At 71.0% G+C, this 18,729-nt stretch carries 14 protein-coding genes; 2 read left to right on the top strand and 12 right to left on the bottom strand.

Going from position 1 to position 18,729, the window contains the following annotated elements:
- Window positions 1-5: 5 nt before the first annotated feature.
- The 11 genes from ABD784_RS01335 to ABD784_RS01285 all read right to left on the bottom strand — a co-directional run bounded on the left by ABD784_RS01335 (window position 6) and on the right by ABD784_RS01285 (window position 14,499).
- Window positions 6-1,307: a nucleotide sugar dehydrogenase gene (locus ABD784_RS01335; RefSeq protein WP_344878853.1), complete on the bottom strand. Its 1,302-nt coding sequence runs from the start codon at window positions 1,305-1,307 to the stop codon at window positions 6-8.
- 228 nt (window positions 1,308-1,535) lie between these two features.
- Entirely contained in the window at window positions 1,536-3,113 is a 1,578-nt protein-coding gene (locus ABD784_RS01330; protein WP_344878849.1) for a glycosyltransferase family 4 protein, read from the bottom strand.
- Between the two features lie 3 nt (window positions 3,114-3,116).
- On the bottom strand, window positions 3,117-5,333 hold the full coding sequence (locus ABD784_RS01325; RefSeq protein ID WP_344878846.1) for a glycosyltransferase: 2,217 nt from the start codon (window positions 5,331-5,333) through the stop codon (window positions 3,117-3,119).
- Window positions 5,330-6,106 (bottom strand): hypothetical protein, encoded by a 777-nt coding sequence (locus tag ABD784_RS01320; RefSeq protein WP_344878843.1) that lies wholly within the window; start codon window positions 6,104-6,106, stop codon window positions 5,330-5,332. Before ABD784_RS01320 ends, ABD784_RS01325 begins: the two co-directional genes overlap by 4 nt.
- A 22-nt stretch (window positions 6,107-6,128) precedes the next feature.
- Window positions 6,129-7,358 carry a UDP-N-acetyl-D-mannosamine dehydrogenase gene (wecC, locus tag ABD784_RS01315; RefSeq protein ID WP_344878840.1) on the bottom strand — a complete coding sequence of 410 codons (1,230 nt, stop codon included), beginning with the start codon at window positions 7,356-7,358 and terminating at the stop codon, window positions 6,129-6,131.
- A gap of 167 nt (window positions 7,359-7,525) precedes the next feature.
- Window positions 7,526-9,334 carry a glycosyltransferase family 4 protein gene (locus ABD784_RS01310; RefSeq protein ID WP_344878837.1) on the bottom strand — a complete coding sequence of 603 codons (1,809 nt, stop codon included), beginning with the start codon at window positions 9,332-9,334 and terminating at the stop codon, window positions 7,526-7,528.
- Entirely contained in the window at window positions 9,331-10,536 is a 1,206-nt protein-coding gene (locus ABD784_RS01305) for a glycosyltransferase family 4 protein (protein ID WP_344878834.1), read from the bottom strand. Before ABD784_RS01305 ends, ABD784_RS01310 begins: the two co-directional genes overlap by 4 nt.
- A gap of 1 nt (window position 10,537) precedes the next feature.
- Window positions 10,538-11,593: an LCP family protein gene (locus tag ABD784_RS01300; protein WP_344878831.1), complete on the bottom strand. Its 1,056-nt coding sequence runs from the start codon at window positions 11,591-11,593 to the stop codon at window positions 10,538-10,540.
- 217 nt (window positions 11,594-11,810) lie between these two features.
- Window positions 11,811-11,924: a zinc finger domain-containing protein gene (locus ABD784_RS01295; protein WP_425582924.1), complete on the bottom strand. Its 114-nt coding sequence runs from the start codon at window positions 11,922-11,924 to the stop codon at window positions 11,811-11,813.
- A 395-nt stretch (window positions 11,925-12,319) separates the two neighbouring features.
- Window positions 12,320-12,949 (bottom strand): cysteine hydrolase family protein, encoded by a 630-nt coding sequence (locus ABD784_RS01290; RefSeq protein ID WP_344878829.1) that lies wholly within the window; start codon window positions 12,947-12,949, stop codon window positions 12,320-12,322.
- Window positions 12,950-13,044: 95 nt separating this feature from the next.
- The gene (locus ABD784_RS01285; RefSeq protein WP_344878826.1) at window positions 13,045-14,499 is read right to left on the bottom strand and encodes a dihydrolipoyl dehydrogenase family protein; all 1,455 of its coding nucleotides are present in this window, start codon (window positions 14,497-14,499) and stop codon (window positions 13,045-13,047) included.
- Between the two features lie 89 nt (window positions 14,500-14,588).
- On the opposite strand from ABD784_RS01285, the gene ABD784_RS01280 reads away from it, so the two are divergent.
- Window positions 14,589-15,200: a TetR/AcrR family transcriptional regulator gene (locus tag ABD784_RS01280; RefSeq protein WP_344878823.1), complete on the top strand. Its 612-nt coding sequence runs from the start codon at window positions 14,589-14,591 to the stop codon at window positions 15,198-15,200.
- Window positions 15,201-15,390: 190 nt separating this feature from the next.
- On the opposite strand, the gene ABD784_RS01275 is transcribed toward ABD784_RS01280, so the two are convergent.
- Window positions 15,391-16,401 carry a LacI family DNA-binding transcriptional regulator gene (locus tag ABD784_RS01275; RefSeq protein WP_344878820.1) on the bottom strand — a complete coding sequence of 337 codons (1,011 nt, stop codon included), beginning with the start codon at window positions 16,399-16,401 and terminating at the stop codon, window positions 15,391-15,393.
- 232 nt (window positions 16,402-16,633) lie between these two features.
- On the opposite strand from ABD784_RS01275, the gene ABD784_RS01270 reads away from it, so the two are divergent.
- Window positions 16,634-18,640, top strand: a complete 2,007-nt coding sequence (locus tag ABD784_RS01270) for a glycoside hydrolase family 3 protein (RefSeq protein WP_344878817.1) — start codon at window positions 16,634-16,636, stop codon at window positions 18,638-18,640.
- Window positions 18,641-18,729 lie beyond the last annotated feature (89 nt).

Raw genomic sequence — 18,729 nt, 5'->3', positions numbered from 1 at the left:
GGTGCTCAGGCGGTCTCGGCGGGCAGGCCGATGACCCGGCGGGCCACGCCGTCCCAGACGGCGGGGTCGGTCGTGTTCCGCCCGTCGACGAGGGACCGGATGCCCGGCAGGTCGGCCGGGGCCAAGGTCCTGTAGTCGGCGTGGTCGGTCTGAATCACGGCCGCCTCGACCGGCTCGCCCAGGTGGTACGGGGCGAACCCGAGCCCGGAGAGCTCCTCGTCGGTGTAGAGCGGGTCGTGGACCAGGACCTCGGCCCCGTGGGCCGTGAGCGCCTCGACCGTGGCGAAGACACCGGAGAACGCGGTCTCCTTCACCCCGCCGCGGTAGGCGGCGCCGAGGACCACGACGCGCTGGCCGGCCAGATCCCCGTGGACGCCGGCGAGCATCCCCACCGCGAAGGCCGGCATGTCGGCGTTCGCAGCACGCGCGGTCGCCACGATCGAGGCCTCCGGGTCATTCCACAGGTACAGGCGCGGGTACACCGGGATGCAGTGCCCGCCCACGGCGATGCCGGGGCGATGGATATGGCTGTACGGCTGGGAGTTCGAGGCCTCGATCACCTTGTAGATGTCGATCCCGTTCTCCCCGGCGAAGCGGGCGAACTGGTTCGCCAGGCCGATGTTCACATCCCGGTACGTGGTCTCGGCCAGCTTCGCCAGCTCGGAGGCCTCCGCGCTGCCGAGGTCCCACACCCCGTTCGGACGCGGCAGGTCCTCGCGCTCGTCGAAGTCCAGTACGGACTCGTAGAACTCCACCGCACGCCGCGCGCCGGCCTCGTCCAGCCCGCCGACCAACTTCGGGTACTTGCGCAGGTCCGCGAAGACCCGCCCCGTGAGCACGCGCTCCGGGGAGAACACCACGTGGAAGTCCCGGCCCTCGACGAGCCCGGAGCCCTCCTCCAGCATCGGCTTCCACCGCGTCCGGGACGTGCCCACCGGCAGCGTCGTCTCATAGGACACCAGCGTCCCGGGCGTGAGGTGCTTCGCCAGCTCGGTCGTCGCGGCGTCCATCCACCCGAAGTCCGGCTTCGCGTCAGCATCGACGAACAGCGGCACCACCAGCACCACCGCGTCGGCCCCGGGGATTGCATCCGCGTAGTCCGTCGTGGCCCGCAGCGCACCCGAGCCGACCGTCTCCGAGAGCTTCTCCTGCAACTGGGACTCGCCCGGGAACGGCTCGGTCCCGGCGTTCACCAGATCCACGACCCGCTGGTTCACATCGACTCCGACCACCTCGTGGCCCTTCGTCGCGAACTGAACCGCCAACGGAAGCCCGATCTTGCCGAGCGCGATCACTGCGATCTTCACCAGTACGTTCCATCCTTCGTGTGTCAATGGGAGGTCCGGGGGCGCATCGCCGGGGGCGGTGCGCTCAGGACGCGGGCGCGCCGGGCGCGTCGATCCCGACCAGACTAGCACCGGCGGTGGGCCGATCCGGGGCGCTGCGGCCGTGGTGGCGCGAGGAATTCGCCGGTGCCGGGTCACGTCCCGGCGGCGTCTCGGGTGGTCTCGCGACGGGCCCTGGCAGCCGGTGCCTCAGGCCTCCGGACGGAGGCCCATGAGGGCGAGCTCGCGCCCCACGGTCTGCTCGGGCAGACTGCGGCCGCGCACGTTCCGGAGGGCCCGCTGGGCGCGGGTCAGATACTCCGCGGGGTCGTCGAGGAGCGCGAGGATGCCCTCGGCCATGGCCTGGACGTCCTCCGGCGGGGCCAGGACCGACTCGGTGCCGTCGACGAACTCGGGGATCGCGGCGACGGCGTTGGTCACGGGCACGCAGGCGCAGGCCATGGCCTCGTCGCGGGAGACGCCCTGGGTGTCCAGCCGGGACGGCACGAGGGCGATCCCGTGGCTCCGGTACAGCTCCCCGACCTCCCGCTGGGAGGCGAACCGCTGCTCGATCCGCACGTTGGGCTCCCCGTCGAGGCGTTCGGAGAACTCACGCAGGTGCGGCCCCTCGCCGATGACCGTGATCTGCAGCCGCTCCCAGTGACGGCTCGAGCGCAGCTCCGCCAGGGCGCGGGCGGCGAGGTCGGCCGCGTAGTTGGGCCGGCTGGCGGAGCGCACCCAGACGAGTCGGAAACGGTCCTCTGCCGTCCGCGCGGCGGCCCCGGCGCCGGGGTGGAAGACGGCGTCGTCGATGACGTTGTTGATGACGCTGGTGCGCTCGGCCGGGAAGTCGACGTGCATGTCCTCCTGGCAGGCGCGGCGCCACCAGTCGGAGACGAACACGTAGCCGGCGGGCCCGTCCGCGGCGTCGAGGACGTGGCGCCAGAACCTCTGGCGGCGCTCGGTCGCGGCCACGTGGGCCGGCAGTCGCGGATCGTCGAGCCCGACGTTGCACAGGGTCCGCACCCAGTGCCGCGCCTCGAAACCGTGGATGTACACGTACCAGTCCAACGCGGACCGGTACTCCCCCACGGAGGCCCAGAGGTACTCGTTGAGGAAATGGGTGCTGGCGCTCGTGTAGGTGCCTCGCAGCCCTGCTCCGGCCTCGACGGCGGCCAGCAGGCCGCGCAGTACGGGTCCGCTGCCGGAGAGGACGCGCACGCCGTCGTACTCGTAGATCTCCTGCGGCACTTTGGTACCGGTCACGACGACGTCGACTGCGACCCCCGCCTGCTGGTAGAGCCTCACGCGACGGTGGACGAACCCGTTGCCGTACTCCGCCCCGGGGCGGGGGTAGTTGTGGACGATGACCAGATGGCGTGTCCCGGGCGCGTCCGGCCGGGCCGGCGACGGAGCGCCCACACGCGCGGGCTGCTGGCCGGCGAGGTACTCGGCGGCCAGCGCGCGCTGCTCGTCGGTGGGATCGGCGACGGCCGGCCCCTCCCAGGGTTCGGCGCCGACGCGGGCGCGCAGATGTGCATTGTCCAGGGCCAGCGCGGTGACCGCCTCCGCCGTGGTGAGAGTGCTCGGGAGCTGCCTGTTCCAGTCGGGCGCTGCGGTGTCCGCGCGAGTCTGCGGCTCGGCAACGCCGCCCGGCCGGGGGGCGCTCGCCGCCGTCCGGGACCGGATCCGGCCCAGTGCAGAGCCCAGCGCCCCCTCCGCGGCACCGGCCCGGGCGCTCCTCAACGCCCGGTCCAGCCCGCGACGGGCCCGCGCCGGGAATCGCATGGGCTAGTCCTGCCCCAGGAGCAGACCCAGCCAAAGCCGGTTGACCTCGCGCTCGTCGAAGCGTCCCGCGATCCCCCGGGCGTGTTCGACGAGCTCCGCCCGCCGTCGTGGGTCGCCGTCGGTCTCGAGGATGAAGCCGGCCGCCGCGGCGGTGTCCGGGACCACGAAGTCGCCGCCGAAGATGCCGTGCACGCCGGGGCGCTCCCACAGGACCGGCAGGGCACCGCTGGCCATGCCCTCGGCCGGGGCCAGGTGGAAGCTCTCCGTGGTGCTCGGCGAGAGGACCCAGCCGATCTTGGAGAGCCAGTTGCCCATATCGGCTCCGAACGGCTCGAAGGCCACCGCGTCGGCGATCCCGCTGCGGCCGAGCCGGGCGAACCAGTCCAGATAGGCCTCGCGCTGCTCGGTCTTGCGCCACTCGTGCGGGTACTCCCACGGGAGCCGGCCGCGGATGTGCAGGGTGTAGCGGTCGTCCTGCTCGTGCAGGAGGCGGAGCGTGTCGAGGGCGCGGTCGAGCCGCTTGCGCAGCGGAACGATCCCGACGAGGCCGAGCCGGAACTCGGCGCCCTCGGTCTTCGGCCGGTCGAGGTCGGCGACGCTGACCGCGTTGGGGACCACGGTGACCTGCTCGACCGGGAGGCCCAGCCGCTCGCAGACCATGTCGCGATAGAGCCCGGAGACCGTGACGAACCGGTCGACGCGGGCCGTGTCCAGGTCGTCCAGCCAGCGGCCCCGCAGCTCGAACATGTGCAGCCGCACCACGAGGCGCTGGCCGTCCCGCTTGTGATCGGCGTACCAGACGGCATTGGGTCCGGCCCACTCGCACATGACGACGTCGGCCCAGTCCAGCAGGTGCTTCGACGCCGCCTCGTCGTGGCGGTGGAGGGACTCCCAGCGATCGAAGCGCACGTCGATGTCCGGGCGGGAGACCAGCAGGTCCACGAGTTCCCCGGCGAACTTCAGGTCGTGCCCGGCGATCAGGATCCGGCGCGGACGGCCGCCGCCGGCCGTGTGCAGCGGCGCGGCGGCCTCGTCCGGCAGGACGCGCTCGAGGTAGCCGCGCAGGACGTGGGCGCGGGCGCTGACGCGGTACGGGTCCGCGACGGCGCGCACGCGCTCCGCCAGCCCGCCGAGGTGCGGCAGCGCAGCGACGACGGTGCGGGCGATGTCCGCGGGGCTGTCGCGGGCCGCGTCGATGAAGAGCGGGTAGTCGGCGCCGAGGAGCTCCTCGTGCAGCGAGGTGCGGTTCAGCAGCGGCGGGACGCCGAGGGCGCAGCTCTCCAGGACCTTCGTGGAGAGCTCGACGCTGAGGTCGAGCGCGGGCGAGCGCCAGCCGAGGGAGAGGTCCGCGACACTGGTCAGCTCCGTGGCCCCGGCACGGTCGTGCGCGCCGGCCCAGAAGACGTCGTCGCGCGGCGCCTCCATGACCTCGCGCATCCGGTGCGGCCAGAGCGGTTCCTCGTCGGAGCGCTGGACCTTGTCGCCGACCATGGTCAGCTCGGCGGTGTGCCCGAGGGCGCGGAGCTCGTCGACGATGTCCGGCATGAGGTCGGTGCGCCAGTCGCGGGCGAACTTGCCCGTGTAGACGAGCCGGATCGGCCGCTCCGTGCCGGCCTCGCCCTCGCGTGCCGCGGGCTCGCCGGCCGGCTCGGCGCCGAGCGCGTCGGGGACCATCGGCGTGAGCTCGACGGTCCGGCCGGCGGCGGCCGGCACGGCGGCCTCGAGCACGGCACGTGCCTGCGGGGTCTGGGCCAGGACCAGGCGGCTCGACTCGGCGATCTCGCCGAGCGTGGCCCGGCGGCGGGCGTCCATCGACTCGGCCGGGTAGGAGAACTCGGTGACGTAGGACCAGAGCCGGCCGGCGAACGCCTCGCGGGCGGCCAGTTCGGCGCACATGTGGATGCCGCGGACGAAGACGACGTCGTAGGGATCCCGGGCGTCGAGCGCCTCCAGCGCGTCGGCCGCCTCGGCGCAGCTCATGGTGGGGTGGCCGGCCCGGACCGGGGCGGCCACCACGTCGACGCCGGGCACCGTCCGCAGCACGCCGGAGAGGAGATCGCGCTTCTCGGCGGCTTTGAGCTGGACGTCGACGCTGGCGCCCGCGGCAGCCCACGCCTCGGCCATCGACGTCAGCCAGACGGCGGAACCATCGAGGACGTTGAGGTCGACGTCCCCATAGAGGAGGACGCGGACCTGGTCGCGGGGCAGGGCGGGGCTCATGCGGTGCATCCCATCACGTGGCGGACGACGTCGATCAGGCCGCGGGGCGCGTCCCCGGGGTCCTCGGTCGGATGCTCGGGCCCTCGGGGGCCGTCGACGAGCTCGACCCGGTGGTCCTGGCGGAGTGCGGCGCCGCCGGGGGTGAAGCGGCCGGGCCCGCGGTCGACGACCCAGACGGTCGCGCCGTGGGCGCGCGCACGGTCGATGGCCGCGTGGAGTTCGGAGAAGAGGCCGGTTCCGGCCGCGGTCAAGCCGCCGGCCCACAGGCCGCCGAATCCGTCCAGGTCGACGAGCAGGGCCTCGGCGCTCGTCTCCCCGGCGGTGGCCGCTGCAGTCCCCGGGGCGAGCGGGACGACGTCGTACTCGGCGTCCGCGAGCGCGGTCGCGAGGTCCGGGGCCACGATCCCGGCGATGCGCCGGCGCTGCGTCGGCAGGGCCGGGCCGGCGGACCGTAGGGCCGCAACGAGCCGGTCGGCCCGGTGCGGGTCGTCGCCGCCGGCGGCTGCGGCGCGCCCGGAGCGGGCGGCGACGCCGGCCGGCTGCGCGTCCAGCGCGAGGCCGAGGGGGTCGGTGGGACCGGTGGCGCCGCGTCCGCGGCGACCGCGCGGCGTGCCGGCTCGGGCCGGCAGCGCCGCCTTGAGGCGGCGCTGCACCGGCTCGGGCAGCGTCCGGGCGCCGCGGCGGAGCACCCGCTTGATCTGCTTCTTCTGCTCCGGGCTCAGGTTGCGCTGGACCAGCTTCACTGGCTGGCGGAGGTAGCGTCGCAGATTCATGCGGTGAGGGTGCTCCTGTCGGCTAGGCGCGGTTCAGCAGGCCGCGGCTGTCCACCACGTGCTTGCCGTCGAACGCGGTGGTCTCGAGGGCCTTGAACTGGCTGTGGTCCACGAGGATCAGCACCGTCCCGGCCTGCTCGAGGGCGTCCTCGATGCTCGCCAGTTCGATGTTGCGCCGGTTGGCCAGCTGCTTGGGCAGCGTGTCGATGTGCGGTTCCACGGCGAGGATGGTGCGGTCCGTGTACTGGTCCGCGAGGTCGCCGGCGATGTGGACGGCCGGCGACTCGCGCAGGTCGTCGATGTCCGCCTTGAACGCGAGGCCGAAGACGGCGATCGGCGCCGTGGCGTCCTGCTCCTTGGCGACCTGGTCGATGACCCACTCCGGCTTGGCGTCGTTGGTCTCGCGGGCCTGGCGGATGAGCTTGGCCTCCTCGGGGGCCGCCGCGACGATGAACCACGGGTCCACGGCGATGCAGTGGCCGCCGACGCCGGGGCCGGGCTGGAGGATGTTCACGCGCGGGTGGTGGTTGGCGAGCTTGATGAGCTCCCAGACGTTGATGCCGAGCTTGTCGGAGATGACGGAGAGCTCGTTGGCGAACGCGATGTTCACGTCGCGGAAGGAGTTCTCGACCAGCTTGGCCATCTCCGCGGTCACGGCGTCGGTGAGGAGGATCTCGCCCTCGCAGAACCGCTGGTACAGGTCGCGGGCGGCCCAGGCCGCCTCCGGCGTGATGCCGCCGACGATGCGGTCGTTGGTGACGAGCTCGATCATGACGCGCCCCGGCAGGACGCGCTCGGGGCAGTGCGCGACGAGCAGGTTGTCCAGGCTCAGGTCCGGGCGCAGCGCCAGGATGTGGTCCGCCAGGTGCTGGGTGGCCCCGGGAGGCGAGGTCGACTCGAGGATGATGAGCTCGTCGCCGCGCAGCTGCGGGGCGATGTTGGTGCCGGCGGCCTCGATGTAGGAGAGGTCTGCCGACTTGTCGTCGTTGAACGGCGTGGGCACGGCGACGATGTAGGCGTCCGCCGGCGGGGTCTCGAGCGAGGCCTTCAGGGTGCCCTCGGCGACGGCCTTGGAGACGTGCTGGCCGAGGTCCGGCTCGACGAACGGGACCTCGCCGCGGTTCACGGCGTCGACGGTGTTCGGGTTGACGTCCACGCCGATCACGGTAGTGCCGTTCGTGGCCAGGATCGCGGCGGTGGGCAGGCCGATGTAACCGAGGCCGATCACGGCGACGGTCTTGATCTCAGTCATTGAAGTCTTCCTGTAGTGGTTCGGAGCGGCGCGTACGGCGGCCCTCCCGGTAAGGCGCGGTTCCCCAGACGCGTGACGCCCACGGACCAAAACTCCTCCAGTATAGGAGCCGGATTGGGCCTGAACGGGGCCATTGAATTATGAAACCTCAATATCCATGTGACGCTTCACTCACCTCGCGCCGCGGAAGGCTCGTCGGGCCGCTCGAGCAGCCCGCGGTAGACCTGCTCGTACTTCTCGGCGTTGGCGGACCAGGTCCGCTCCTCGAGGGCCCAGGCCCGTCCGGCGTGCCCCAGACGCGCCGCCTCCTCCCGATCGGACAGCAGCTCGCCGAGCTTGGCGGCCAGATCGGCGACGTCGCCGGGGGCGAAGCGTCGGCCGTTGACGCCGTCGTGCACCAGCTCGGCGAGGGCTGGCAGATCGGTGGCGACCACGGGGCGGCCGCTGGCGGACGCCTCCACGGACTTCAGGGGCGTCACCTGGCGGGTGACCTCGAGGTCCTTGCGCGGGACGGCGAAGACGGAGAGCGCCTGATGGTACAGGTGCGCCTTCTCCCGGGGGACGCGGCCGGCGAAGACCACACGGTCCGCGATGCCGAGGCTCACCGCCTGGTGCTTCAGGGCCGGCAGGGCGGCGCCGTCGCCGGCCACGAGGAGCCGCGTGCGGGGATGCTGCGCGTGGAGGAGGGCGAACGCGCTGAGCAGGTCGTCGAGTCCCTCGTAGGCGACGATGCTGCTCACGGTGCCCACGTACGTCCAGCCGGGGTCCAGGCCGAGGGCGGCCTGGGCGGCGGAGGGTTCGAGCGGTTCGGCGAGGAATGCCTCGCCGACGGCGTTCGGGCAGATCCGGATCCGGGCGGCCTCGACCCCTGCGGCGACGAGCTCCGACTTCATGGCCTCGCCGAGCGTGACGACCGCGTCGGCACTGCGCGCCACGTCGGCCTCCCGCTCCTTGAAGTACCGGTACCGCTCGGATGTGCGCGCCTCCGCGGGGCGGCCGGAGGCCCAGGTGTCGGCGAGCTGGCCGCGCACCTCGTAGACCCAGGGGATGCCGTGGGCCTCGGCGACGGCCCGGACGACCACCGCGTTGAGGAAGTCGGTGGTCGTGTGCAGCAGGGCGGGCCTGACCTGCCCGACGATTCCCGCGAGGGCGTCGGCGTACTGCTGGATCCGGCCGGAGAGGCCCCCGCGGATCGCCGGCGGCAGGATCCGCCGGTACGTCAGCCCGTCGACGACGTCCTGGTCCGCCGCGAGGGGCTTGCCGACCTGCACCGGGTAGCCGATCCGGGTGGTCGCCGAGACGTCCCAGCCGTCTTCGGCGAGAGCGGTCAGGATCGAGTGCGACCGCTGCGCATAGCCCGAGCCGGTGTGCGGCAGCGAATTGGTCAGCACGTGCATGATCCGCCCGTCGGCCGGCCGGTACCCGCGCGGGGCGGTGACCGCGGGGCGGGAGCCCGCGTACACGTCCAGTTCGGAGGCGTAGCGCCGGTGGAGGGCGGCCGCCGGGCCGCCGCGTCCGGCGAGCAGCTCCACCGCCTCGGTCATGCTGCCCAGGTGCCAGGCCAGGCGGGCGCGGGCGGCCGCCGCAGCGGACGTGTCGGGCAGGACCTCGAGGAGCTGGCGGGCGGCCTCGACGTCGCCGACGGCCGTGGCCACCTCGGCCAGCCGCCGCGCGGTGCCGGCGGGGAGCTCGTTCCGGCGTGCGACGGCGTCCGCCAGGTTGGCCTCCAGCCGCACCGTGTCGCCGTTGACGGCGGCGGCGATGTTGCCCACCGTCGAGTCGGTGCCCCGGACGGTGTCGGCGACGCGTCTCGCCACGGCGTGGACCGGCCGCTGGGGTAGCCGTCGGGCGGTCTGCAGCGCAAGGACCACGGGGTCGTCGGTCAGGTGGTCCCAGACGGTGTGCGCCGTGAGCCGCAGGTTGGTGGCCAGCTGGCCTGCCTGCTGGATGGGGCTCGGGCCGGGTGCGCTGCTCATGGTGCGGGGGTCCCTCTCGTCACGGTCTCGATCAGCTCGGCGTAGCGACGGCCGAGCCGCCGGAGGTCGCAGTTCTCCGCCACCCAGGCCCGGCCGGCCGGAGGGACGGAGAGGCGTGCGGGCCGTTCCGCCAGGTCCTTCCAGACGGCCGCGATGGTCGCCGGGTCCGGGTCGACGACGTCGGCCGCGCCCGTCGCCGCGAGGAGCCGTGCCGCCTCGCCGCGCACGACGGCCGTGATGTGCTTGCCGATCGCGAGGAGCTCGTAGGTCTTGGAGGGGATGGTCCACTCGAAGCTGGGCCAGTCGTCGCGCAACGAGACCACGCAGGTGTCCGCCCACGCATAGTGGGCGAGCGTCTCGTCGCCGTGGCTCGGCGGCTGGAAGTCGACGTCGGCCCCGACGCGGCGGGCGTACTCCTCGAGCTCCGTCTTCCGCGCTCCGTTGCCGACGAATCGGAGACGCACGGCGTCGCCGGCGAGCCGGGCGGCGTCGATCAGCTTCTCGAGGCCCTGGCTCTCGCCGTGGTTGCCCAGGTAGAGCACGCGCAGCGGGGCGTCGAACGGCTCGCGGGACGGTACGGGCGCGGGGAGCTGCTCGGCGGGGAACCCGTTGTAGACGGTCTCCACGCGCCGGGCGCCGCGCTGGCGGAGGACGTCGGCGAATCCCTCCGTCACGGTGACCACCAGGTCGGCACGCCGCTGCACGAAGGTCAGCACGCGCTCCATCAGCCCCGGGCGCGCGGACTTCACGATCTGGGCGTCACGGGCCAGGTCCGGCCAGGCGTCGCGCATGTCCACCACGAGCCGGGTCCGGCGCAGACGCGCCACGGCGTATCCGGCGGCGATGTTCGGCAGTGCCGGAACGGTGACGACCACGACGTCGGGGCGCGGCGCCGTCAGGGCTCGGGGCACCATCAGCACCGCGGAGATGAGGTTGCTGGCCAGTTTGCTGAGCCGGGCCTCGGTATGCCGGATGAGCGGGACCCGGCGGATGCGCTCTCCATGGCTGCCGCGCTCGTCGCCGATCACGGTTCCGCGCCTGGCACGGCTCACCGAGGCGGGGGCGAGGTCCGGGTGGGCGACCGGGGTGACGACGTCGCACGCCCAGCCACGCCGACGGAACTCGCCGATGAAGGCGGCCCAGCGACGCTGCGGGGCGGTGACCTCCGGCCCGTAGGAGTGCGTCAGGAGCAGTACGCGCACGTCACTTCCCCGCCTGCGGCTGCTCGTTCTCGCCGGCATCGGGCTCTTCGCCGGTCGGCGGATCGGCGACGACGTCGGGATTGATCGGCTGGCCGTAGGCATTGGTCCCCACGCCGCTGTCGAGGAACTCCTCGAGGCGGTCGGTGCGCAGGGCGTGGCTGAGCGCCTGGAGGGCCTCTTCGTCCTGGCGGATGATGTCGGCGCCGCCCGGCCCCTTGGCGGGCGGCCCTGTGGGGATCGTGAAGAAGTGGACGTCCTCGGTGCGGATGTCCTTCAGCTGGATCCCCAGGCCCACCATGGTCCCGGCATCGAACGTCTCGTCGACGGTCAGGTACTCGGAGAATCGGTCGACGACGTCGTGGACCTTCACCGGGTTGGAGAGGGTTCCGCCGTTGAGGATCTCCTTCATGACGGCCTTGATGAACAGCTGCTGGTTCGCCACCCGCTGGAAGTCGCCCTCGGCGAACGCCTTGCGCTCCCTCACGAAGCGGAGGGCCTCGTTGCCCTCGAGGTGGACTGTCCCCTCCTCGAAGCAGGTGGGCGAGGCATGGCCGGTGCAGAAGGCGTTCGGGTTGTCCACGGTCACGCCGTCGAGGGCCTCGGTGAGGGAACTGAAACCACCGAAGTCGATCGAGGCGACGTTGTCGATCTGGATCCCCAACAGGTCCTCCACGGTGTCGACCACCAGCGGGTACCCGCCCGTGTTGAAGGCCGAGTTGATCTTCCGCTGGCCGTGGCCGGGGACGTCGACCCACAGGTCGCGGACCAGGGACATGACGTAGACGCCGCTGCGGTCCTCCGGGATGTGGACCAGCATCATGGTGTCCGATCGCTGGCCGTCCTCGCCCTTGACCGCGGCGACGTCGCTGCCCTCCCCGCGGGAGTCGGAACCGAGCAGGAGCAGGTTCTGGGCCCCGTGCACGTTGGACACCGTTCGCCCGTTCAGGCCGGCGTCGACCTTGGTCGTCTTGGAACCGAAGGTCGACACGAGGTTGCCCACGTAGCCGGTGGCGCCCACGACCGCGACGAGGACCACCGCCACGGCCGCGAGGAGCACCGCGCGACGACGATTGAATCTCCGTCGCTGGGAGCGGTGTCGCGGCGTGTAGCTCGAAGGCGAGTCGGATCGTAACAAGCTCGAGGCTCCTCGGGTGTCGGCGGCGTGGTCGGCGGTGCGCCGAACCGCGGAGGCTGACAATGCACCCTCGCAAGGGGCGGCTCTCCTGGCGGGCCGACCGCCGGTGGGCGGTCCAGCGTCGGCGAACTTGTCGACTTTAGCCGGTCTGGCTGTGAATACGCTTGAGGCGCGGCCTTCGCTGGCAGCGGGGACAGCGGTAGCTCGAGCGGCCCATGAAGGGCTCCCGGAGGATCCGGCCGCCGCAGCGCAGGCAGTCCCGGCCCTCCCGCCCGTACGCCTGCAGGGATCGGGAGAAGTACCCCTACTTCCCACGTTAGGTACATTGAAAAACTGTGAGCCTCCGATGATGTGTTTCCGCTGGCCAGAGGCCACATCACCGCAGAATGGCGCGCGAATGATGCATGCTGCCTACACACCAGAGTACGGCCTCAGAACTTCAACATGCCAACGGCCCGGTCGAAGGAAGAATCGGACACCCGCGACAGCGGGCACAGGACTCCTCCGCCGTCGAAGATGGGCTCTACGTCGTCTGCGACGCAGACCCGACCTCCTGCGCTATCGCGGAGGCCGGGTCTCGTCTCGTTCCACTGATGGTCGCTGGCCTGCTCTGCCACCAGGGGTTCAGTCTGCTTCTGGGACTCGTCCTTAGACGGCGTTGCGACCCTGTGCGGCGGAGGTCGGCAAGTCGCTCTTGCTCAGCGCCTCGCCGACCCGTACGGCGTCGGTCCAGGCAGCGGTGTCGGCGACGGCGGCCCAGTTCGAGTGGAGCAGCGCCATGAGGGTCTCGTGGACCTGCTGAGCGGACGCGCTCCCGGCCTCGTTGGCGAGATCGACCGCACCGGTCGCGTCGGAGAGGACCTCGACGGCGAAGCCGAGGGGCTCGGCGGCGGCCGCGGATCCGATCACGCAGTTGTTGGTCATGTAGCCCACCAGGGTGATGGTGTCGACGCCCTGCTCGCGCAGCCATTGCTCGAGATCGGTGCCGGCGAAGATGCTCGAGAACTGCTTTCGCACGCGGTGCGCGGCGCGCTCCTCGTGAGCGGCGACCGCTGGGTGGTTCTCCCAGATCGACGATCCGGCGGCGAAGACCGGTGCCTCGGCGGGCAGCTCGTGCTGCACGAGCACGACGGGGACGCCGGCCTGCTCTGCGGCCTCGAGAGCTGAGTCGATGCGGGCGATCGAGGCGTCGCGGTCCGGGTACTGGATCGGCAGGAGGCCCTCGAAGTATTCCTGTTGGGCGTCGATGACGATGAGGGCTCGGCGGGGTGCGGTCATGATTTTCTCTCCTATGTGATGGATGATGCTGTGGTCGTGTGGCTGGGTGGTGTTCGATGGCTAGGGACGGCGAGGGATGGCTGCCCAGAGATCGGTTAGCTGGTGACTGCGGCTTCCTGGAGTAGAGAAGCCGAACGAGGGGCGCTCTGAGCGGTGATGCGGAGCGCCTCCGACATGGTGAGGAACGGGGCCCAGAGCGATGCGATCTGTTCGACGGTGAGGCCTCCGGCGATCGCGTAGGCGGCGGCGGTGACGACGTCACCGGCCGAGTCGCCGACCATGTGGAACCCTCGTACCTTCCCGTCTCGGCGATCGGAGATGAGGACGGCCTTCCCGGCCGACTCTCCATTGATGGCCGCGCGAGGCACTGCCATCAGAGGTAGTTCACGCACGTCGACGTCGATGCCCTCGGCGGCGGCCTGCTCGGTCGTGATGCCGACGGACGCGAGCTGGGGCGAGGTGAAGGTGACGCGCGGCAGGATCGCGTAGTCGATCGAGCGCGAGGAACCAGTGACCGCGTTCTCGGCCGCGATCGCGCCCTCCGTGCCGGCGACGTAGACGAACTGCGCAGCTCCGGTGACGTCGCCAGCGGCCCAGATCCTCGGGTGGGTTGTGCGCAGGTGGTCATCCACGGTGATCTCGCCGCGAGGACCGGTCTCCACGCCGATCACCTCGAGGCCCAGGCCCGCCGTGGCCGGTTCCCGACCGGCGGCGATGAGGATCCGCTCTGCGTGGACTTCTCGTGCGACGCCGGCGACCATAGCCGTGCCGACGACGGCACCTCCATCTTTGCCGACTTCGAAGAGATCGGCATCCTCGAGGATCTCGATGCCCTGCTCGGTCAGCGCTTCCTTGAGAGCGACTGAGATCTCGGGCTGCTCCTGGGGCGCGATCCTCGAGGGGAGCTGCAGCACGGTCACCTTCGCCCCGAGATGGGACAGCCACTGCGCCTGCTCGAGCCCGACCGCATTGCCGCCGACGACCAGGACGCTGTCGGGGACCTCGGAGAGGGACATCGCCTCGGCGGAGGTGAGGTAGTCCACGTCCTCGAGGCCGGCGACCTGCGGAATCCGAGGAACGGCACCCGTGGCGACCACGACACTACGAGCGCTCGCGGTCCTCGTCGTCCCGTCCTCCCCTGCCACCGCGATCTCGACTGGGGCGTCGACCGCACCTGGCAGGAGCCGGGCGTCTCCGCGCAGGACGTCGATGCCGACGGCGATCGGACCATCGACGTGGTCGGCCTGCCGGCGCTCGTCGGCGAACCGGTCCTTCCAGGACACGAGGGCTTCTAGGTCCACGGCATCCGCGGAAGTCGCGACGCCTGGATAGCGGCTGGCCCCGGCGGAGTAGTGAGCCTCCGCAGCGGACAGGAGCATCTTCGAGGGGACGCATCCGACGTTGAGGCATGTGCCGCCGGCCCGTCCGCGCTCGATCATCACCGCCGTCTTTCCCAATGCGCGAGCGGTCTCCGCCGCTGCGCTCGCCGCGCTTCCTCCGCCGATGACGGCGAGGTCGTAGTCCGAGGCGGTGCTGACCGCAGCTCCCATGTGGATTCCTTCTCTCTGAACAAATTGACCAGACCGACCGGTCTGCCTACTTTCGAGGGTAGAACAGTCGGTCTGGTATCGTCAAACCTATGACCGCGCATGTCCACACAGCACAGGAGGCCCCGTCCGCGCGCGAGCGGATCCTCGACGCCGCCTCGCGGCTCTTCGCCGAGCACGGGGTCCGCGCTGTGGGCGTGGCCAGAGTGATCTCGGAGGCCGGGGTCGCCAAGGCCACCCTGTATGCACACTTCCCATCGAAGGACGACCTCGTGCGCGCATACCTGGAGCGCCAGGCCGAGCGCTCGGAGCGGGAGATCGAAGCCCTCGAGCGGGCAGGACTCCGTGGAGCGCGGCTGATCCGGGCGGTCTTCGATCTGGCCGCCAATGCAGCGGCACAGGACCGATACGCGGGCTGCTGCTTCATCGCAGCGGCGGCGGAGCACCTCGACGACTCCGGAGGGGTTTCCCAAGTCCTGGCAGACCAGCGACGGTCGCTGCTACAAAGGTTCGACCGCTGCCTCGACGAGGATGATCCGCGGAGCCGGGACCGGACAGCCAGGCAGTTGATGGCCCTGCTGGACGGGGCTAAGGTCGCCTCGCTCGAGGAGGGGGCAGCCGCCTTTGATGCCGTCGACCCGCTGATCGACCTTCTGGCGGGTCCGTCCGAGACAGGATCTACTGGGGTACGAGCTCAGCTCTGATCGCGCAGCCGCCCGGAGTCTTGCGAGCAGTGCAGTGAACACCGCAATGGACACCACGCTCAGAACGCTGGCGATGACCCAGTGGCACAAACATCCTGCTCGCCGCTCTCAGTCTCAGCAGCAACCGCCTTGATGGATCGACTCGGCAGGGCAGCTATGGTGAAAATCCCCGAAGGCTGCCGAAGTCTCGTCAAGCGGATTCCCGCACGACCGTGGTGAAGAGGTCCGCAGGATCGGTCGCCTCGACGGCGACGCCTTCGCGCAGGGCCGACGTAACGTCATGCACGATGCGTCGGGCCTCGGCAGCGTGGTCGATGGCGATCGTGGTCAGCGGCGGCGAGGCCAGGCGCGCCGTGGGGATGTCATCAGCGCCGATGACGGCCAGGTCGTTCGGAATGCCCACGCCGGCGAGTCGAGCACCGGCGATCAGCGCCTGCGCCACCTCGTCGTTGTAGGCGCAGACCGCCGTCACGGGGTCGTCCATCCCTCGCCAGTGCTCGATGGCAGCAGCAGCCGATTCCGCGTCAAGCGCCACAGTGCGCACCTCCGGCGCGGCGATGCCCGCCTCCGCACATGCCGCCCGGACGCCCTCGAGTCGGGGCTCGGCGAAGTCCCTAAGCGTAGGCGGCTCGGGGTAGGCGTAGCCGATCCTCGCATGCCCGGCCGCGACGAGGTGCTGAGCCTGGAGCAGCCCGATCCTGGCGTCGGGTCGGACGAAGCGCGCGCTCCCGTCGGGCTCACCCGAGAAGAGGACGGCCACGCATTGCACGCCGGCAGCGCGCATGGTGCGTTCGGCATCCGGATCCACGGGACTGTATGTCAGCACCGCAGCAGGGGCGATCTCGTTCCACACCGCCTCGACGCCGCGCACGCCCGCGCCCTCGATGTGCGTCACGAGGGTCAGGCCCACCGCGTCGAAGCCCGCAGTGAGCTCGGCCAGCAGCAATCCCGACGCCGAACCGAGCGGCCAGGGCTTCACGATGCAGAGCACGACGTCGGACCGCCCTCGCTTGAGCGTCCGCGCGGCCGCGGAGGGCGTGTACCCAAGGCGCGCAGCGGCGTCGAGCACCCGGCGGCGCGTGCCGTCGGGGATCGTCTGATGCGGCGTGCGGTTCAGCACATAGCTCACGGTCGAGCGCGCCACGCCGGCCTCCCTCGCCACATCGGAACTGGTGACCCGCTTCTGCGTTTTCGGCACCATCGGCTCCCTTCTGACCACGCGCTCTGCATCACCTATTGACGTTACCAAGATTACACTGCCATACTGAATCGAGTCACTGACACGAGTCAGTGTCAGTCGTCACGTCGTAAGCAACGCTGTTCGGATTCCCGGCCGACTCCGCGCTCGATCATTCATCTGGCGACTCCCTCGCCCCCAGGGTTCGCTTTTCCGGCAGAACCCGGTCTTTTCCTCACCGAGAGCAGGTCACTTCATGAGCAGTGCGTCCCATCCCTACCAAGACCCGTCCCTAAGCCCGGCGCAGCGGGCCGAGGACCTCCTGTCCAGGCTTCCGCTCGAGGACAAGGCGGGACTCATGTTCCAGCCGCTGGCGGGGATCGGCGACTTCGACGCACCCGGCCCCATCGGCTATCCGTCGACGCGCACCCTGCTCGACCGGCGGATCAACCACTTCAACACCCTGCAAGCATCGAGCGCTCGGGATCTGGCGCAGTGGGCCAATGCCGCGCAGGCCGAGGTCCGCAAGCAGCCTTTCGGCATCCCGGTCACCATCTCGAGCGACCCTCGCCACGCCTTCGGCAACAACCCCGGCACCGGGCTCGCCGCGGGCCCGTTCTCTCAGTGGCCCGAACCCCTCGGCTTCGGCGCGCTCGACGACCCGGATCTCGCGGAGCGCTTCGGCGAGATCGTCCGCCGCGAGTACCGCGCCGTCGGCATCACGCTGGCCCTGCACCCGCAGATCGACCTGGCGACCGAGCCCCGCTGGTCCCGCGCGGGCGGCACCTATGGGCAGAGCGCGGAGACGGCTTCCCGCCTCGGCGTCGCCTACGTCCGCGGGCTCCAGGGCGAGGCTCTCGGCCCGAGCTCCGTCGCCGCCATGGGCAAGCACTTCCCCGGCGGTGGCCCGCAGCTGGACGGCGAGGATCCGCACTTCGACTACGGCAAGGAGCAGGTCTACCCGGGCGGACTGTGGGACATGCACCTGCAGCCGTTCAAGGACGTCCTCACCGCAGGGATCTCGCAGATGATGCCCTACTACGGCGTGCCGATGGGAACCGCGTACGAGGAGGTCGGGTTCAGCTTCAACCGGGAGATCGTCACCGATCTTCTGCGCAAGCAGCTCGGCTTCGACGGCATCGTGTGCAGCGACTGGGGCATCATCGGCGCGACACCGTGGGGCGTCGAGCACTTGTCGTTCGAGGAGCGCATGGTTAAGGCCCTCGACGCGGGGATCGACCAGTTCGGCGGCGAAGCGATCCCCGACACGCTCATCGGGCTCGTCCGATCGGGGGCGGTGAGCGAGTCCCGCATCGACGAGTCCGCCCGCCGCCTGCTGCGTGAGAAGTTCACTCTCGGACTGTTCGACGACCCGTTCGTCGATGCGGAGCGCGCGGAGGTCGTCGTCGGTGCCGCCGACGCCCGCGACACAGGGATCGCTGCCCAGTGCGCCGCGCACACCCTGCTGGTGAACGGCGAGACGAAGGCCCACCTCCCGTTGGACCGGGGCATCTCGGTCTACGTCGAAGGCATGGATCCCGCCGCACTGGCGGGACGGGCCCACGTCGTCGCCGCCCCCGAGGACGCCGACGTCGCCATCCTGCGCGTCGCGGCCCCCTTCGAGCAGCGGGGCGTGCCCGGTGACCTCGAGTCCTTCTTCCATGCCGGCTCGATCGAATTCCCGGCGCAGGACGTCGAGCACATCGCGGCGATCGCATCTTCCGCCCCGACGGTGGTCGGCGTGTACCTGGACCGCGGCGCGATCCTGACGCCGCTGCTGCCGCACGTTGATTCCCTGCTCGCGGAGTTCGGTGCGAGCGACGAGGCGTTCGCCCGGGTCCTCTTCGGCGAGGCCGAGCCCCTGGGACGCCTGCCCATCGAGCTGCCCTCGTCGACCGCAGCGGTGGAGACCAGCAGGCCCGATGTCCCCTCGGACTCGGAAGATCCAGCCTTCGAGTACGGATTCGGCCTCCGGTACGAGGACTGGGAGCCGAAGCCGCAGCCGACTGACGCGGAGCGATCCACCACGACCCTCGCACGGCGCAGAGGCGGGCGCTACCGGCTGGACCGGACGAGCATCGGTCTGCTCCTGAAGGACCCCGACGCCCGATCCGTCCTAGCCGATGACATCCCCGAGCTGCTGGACCATCCGCTTCTGAACGCCACTTTGGGGATGGACGTCCCCTCCGTCGTCGCGATGGTCGGAGACGGCGTCGACGAGAGGCGCCGCGAGCGTCTGATCGCCCGGCTCGCAGCGCTGTAGTCCCGATCCTTCACCCACCCGCAACACCCCTGCGCACCGCTCTTCGCCCTGGTGGAGCGAGCGCGCGCATTCGAGAAAGGAACCGGAAC

It is taken from the genome of Zhihengliuella alba, assembly GCF_039538765.1.
Taxonomy (GTDB): Bacteria; Actinomycetota; Actinomycetes; order Actinomycetales; family Micrococcaceae; genus Zhihengliuella; species Zhihengliuella alba.
The sequence above is the reverse complement of the archived record's forward strand: the minus strand, read 5'-3'. Positions and strand labels throughout refer to the sequence as shown.

Bases quoted from the DNA above. Each gene is read 5' to 3' on its own strand.
- ABD784_RS01270 (WP_344878817.1), top strand. From the start codon at position 16,634: ATGAGCAGTGCGTCCCATCCCTACCAAGACCCGTCCCTAAGCCCGGCG.
- ABD784_RS01290 (WP_344878829.1), bottom strand. From the start codon at position 12,949: ATGACCGCACCCCGCCGAGCCCTCATCGTCATCGACGCCCAACAGGAA.
- ABD784_RS01280 (WP_344878823.1), top strand. From the start codon at position 14,589: ATGACCGCGCATGTCCACACAGCACAGGAGGCCCCGTCCGCGCGCGAG.
- ABD784_RS01325 (WP_344878846.1), bottom strand. From the start codon at position 5,333: ATGAGCCCCGCCCTGCCCCGCGACCAGGTCCGCGTCCTCCTCTATGGG.
- ABD784_RS01275 (WP_344878820.1), bottom strand. From the start codon at position 16,401: ATGGTGCCGAAAACGCAGAAGCGGGTCACCAGTTCCGATGTGGCGAGG.
- ABD784_RS01320 (WP_344878843.1), bottom strand. From the start codon at position 6,106: ATGAATCTGCGACGCTACCTCCGCCAGCCAGTGAAGCTGGTCCAGCGC.
- ABD784_RS01285 (WP_344878826.1), bottom strand. From the start codon at position 14,499: ATGGGAGCTGCGGTCAGCACCGCCTCGGACTACGACCTCGCCGTCATC.
- ABD784_RS01330 (WP_344878849.1), bottom strand. From the start codon at position 3,113: ATGCGATTCCCGGCGCGGGCCCGTCGCGGGCTGGACCGGGCGTTGAGG.
- ABD784_RS01310 (WP_344878837.1), bottom strand. From the start codon at position 9,334: ATGAGCAGCGCACCCGGCCCGAGCCCCATCCAGCAGGCAGGCCAGCTG.
- wecC (WP_344878840.1), bottom strand. From the start codon at position 7,358: ATGACTGAGATCAAGACCGTCGCCGTGATCGGCCTCGGTTACATCGGC.